Source organism: Zooshikella ganghwensis DSM 15267 (assembly GCF_000428585.1).
GTDB lineage: Bacteria > Pseudomonadota > Gammaproteobacteria > Pseudomonadales > Zooshikellaceae > Zooshikella > Zooshikella ganghwensis.
On the sequence record NZ_AUAF01000282.1, the window covers coordinates 1 to 3,257 of the forward strand.

Annotated in this window: 1 protein-coding gene; it reads right to left on the reverse strand. The window is 45.5% G+C overall.

What is annotated here, in order from left to right; genetic code table 11:
- On the reverse strand, positions 1–3,173 hold a 3,173-nt coding region (locus F607_RS0125875), incomplete at its 3' end, for an FG-GAP-like repeat-containing protein (RefSeq protein ID WP_027710325.1).
- Between the last annotated feature and the right edge of the window lie 84 nt (positions 3,174–3,257).

The following is a 3,257-nucleotide window of genomic DNA, read 5'->3' on the forward strand; positions in this document are numbered from 1 at the left end:
TGGGCTTGGGTTTTTACCCAATACACGGCGCCTGCGGGACATTCTGTCTCTGCATTACACCAACCACGGGTAAGGGTGGTTTGGGTATTATCCGGCGCCGTTTGGCTGGTCAGACGACCAAAGGCATCGTAACCGTATTGCGTCACCAAGCCATTGGCATCGGTGGTGGTGAGCGGTACCCCCCAGAAGGCATCACTGGTTTGTTGTGCTTTATGACCCAGGGCATTGGTGGTTGAGGTTAAAAACCGGCCTTGGGCATCATAGGTATACGTCTGTTTGCGTACAGCAACTTTGGCACCTTGGGTTTGCTCTTCAATTAAATTACCAAAGCGGTCGTATTTAAAATCCGTGGTCAGGACATAATCGCCTTGACCCGGTTCCTGAATACGCTGGGTTAAGGCACCGGTCGTGGCATCATAACTAAATTGTGTGGTGCGGGTTTGGCTGTCACCGGATACACTCACATTTGTGGCTTGCGTTTGTGTGGCTAAGCCGATGAGCCAGTTACTTTCATCATTTTGGTAGGTATTCGTTGTTGTGCTTGTCTGCTGACCTAACGCATCCTTAATGACTTGTTTGGCTTCGGTGGTATTACCCCAGTCGTCATAGCTGAAGGTTTCGGTTAATGTGGATAGCCATTCATCCTGCAGGGATTTTTGCTGGGTCTCGCGTGACACTAAGTAGGTTTGAAAACGCTTAATGTCCCCATCATCCAGCGTATTCACCTGCCAGGTTTGTTGGGTGTCTTTTAATAAAACACCTGTCGCTGACCAGGTTTGCGAGCGACTCAGTAAACCGATTTTACGGTTGGCGACATCCTGTAAATACTGGTCTGTCGTTTTAATGCCTGTCTCAACTTGGGTGCTGGTAATTTCAGCAAAACCTAAGGCCCCTAAACCCCGCAGGTGTCGTTTTAAGCCTTTATAGTGATACTGAGTAGTGAGCTCACCGCCGATACCATTGGCTTGTTTAACTTCACTGACCACGTACACGGCAGGTTGTACATCTTTTACCGGGTATTGGCTGCCTGTGCTCTTGGTGAACGTTGTATTGTGGGTGAGGGGGGTATAATTTATTTGGGTAGTATGACCTAACCCATCCGTAATTTGGGTGATTTGGCGTGCGACAGAACCCGTCACGTACTGGTAGTGGGTGAAGTGACCTTGACTACTGAGACGACCAGCGGCTAAATCAACTTGACCGTCACCATTCAAATCACCCAGTAAGCGAAACCACTGTTGCCAATTGGTGTACAGCGTATTCCACTTCGTCAATTCTCTTAAGCCATCACCTTGTGATAACTGAATATAGGTATGGTGTCCATTATCACCAAAGTAATCCGCTACCAGGTCTTGTCGCCCATCACCATTCAGATCAGCAATACGGCGTGTATGGTCTGTCCAGTCATTGCGCAAATCGAACCACTTTTGCATTGGCAAAAAGCCGGTCCCCGTTGAAAGTGACACATACACCAGATTGCCAGAGCGGCCCAAATAACTGGACACCACATCATCATTCCCATCACCATTCATATCTGCAATGTGATGGGTGCTTTCATTCCAGCCTTCAGTACTTTGCTGCCAGTGTTCAACAACTTTTGTCGGGTTATCGGATTTAATGACGTATAACTGGTTGCCTGCTTTACCTATGTAGCTAACAACCAAGTCCTGCAAACCATCACCGTTAACATCTGCGGCAAACAACTGATGTTCATTCCAATTCTGGGTATTTACCACCCACTTTTGTGCAGGGGCAAAGTGATCGCCTTCTGACAGCTGTACTTCAATATCCATTAAGCCGGACGTGAGCGCGTAATAAACGATATCACTGCGACCATCCCCATTGACGTCCGCTAGTAATGCTTTATAGCCATCCCAGTTAGTGGTTATATGGGTCCATTTTTTAGGCGCTGCAAAGCCATTACCTGTCGATAACTGGACATACACAAAATTACCTGAGCTGGATAATTGATAGGACACCAGATCCGTTAGCCCATCACCATTCATGTCTTGAGCTAATCGATGATGATTCGCCCAGTTTTGACTATCCTGATACCACAGATGTGGCCGTGTTAATCCTGAGTTATCAGCCATGCGCACATTGACCACATTGCCACTTGCTGTCAGTCGCTGAGCAATTAAATCCGCTTTACCATCACCATTGACATCACCGACTAACCATGAATACGCGGATTGATCATTTTCAATACCAGGCGTTTCGAGCGGTACATTTTTATAGTTAGAAACGGTGGTCTCAGCATGGTCCCAAGCAAATGTCGTTTCGGGTAAACATGTTTGTTCACTGTGACAGAAGCGAATACCTTTCATCCAGTGGCGACGATCATTGGTACTGCGGCTGTAGCGTAATGTATAAAATTGTTTTTTATTGGCCGCCGTCATTTCAATTTTGGTTAAATGACGCGTACGGGTAAAACGACTGCCCTGTAAAAAGCGTGTGGTGGTGTAATTATTATCAGTATAAATAAAATTAACGATGACATTCGCATAACTAACTGAAGTCGGATAATGCTCACCAATATCATTATTTTCAGCGTACTGAAAATTAATCGTATTACCAAAACGATCTTCAATTTTATTAATGGCCCAATGCACAATGTCAGATTTACCCTGTGCCTCTACCTGGGCATCATCGGTATGACCAAACTCGGCCATTTCGCCATTTTTATACCAGACTTTAAAATACGCGGGCGCAGAACCTACCGCACCATAGGAAATAATTTTTTTATAACTGTCGTGTTCAGTACGATATTCAGTCCCATTCTTACCATAATCACCATTAATAGCGACTAAACGCTGGCCATTGAGACAAAATTTATCATTATTATCAAAATCAACGCCGTCAATAAAACCATCTTGCTCCAACGTGGTAGGACAACGCGCAATCGCAGGAAAACCCGTTAAACGCCAGCCTGTACCCACTAAGCCACCCTTTTTCTGGCTATCATATTCCAGGGCTAAATCAGGCTTTAAACCATTAACGCCAAGTGGTAATTGCAAGGGAATACGGTAATTAGCCGCACCATCGGTGCCGACGGAAAAAGCACCAGCAACCGTACCCACTTCATTGGGTGGATCAGCGACGGCAAATGAGGGAATAAACACCTGAAAAATAGATAGAGTCAGGCAGGCAAGCGTGATGTGTAAACGATTCATTATGTACTTCTTGTGACGACAGTATCAGTATAATTGAGCAAATTTTGGGCATTATAATGAGTAACTGCTCACATTCAAGTGCGA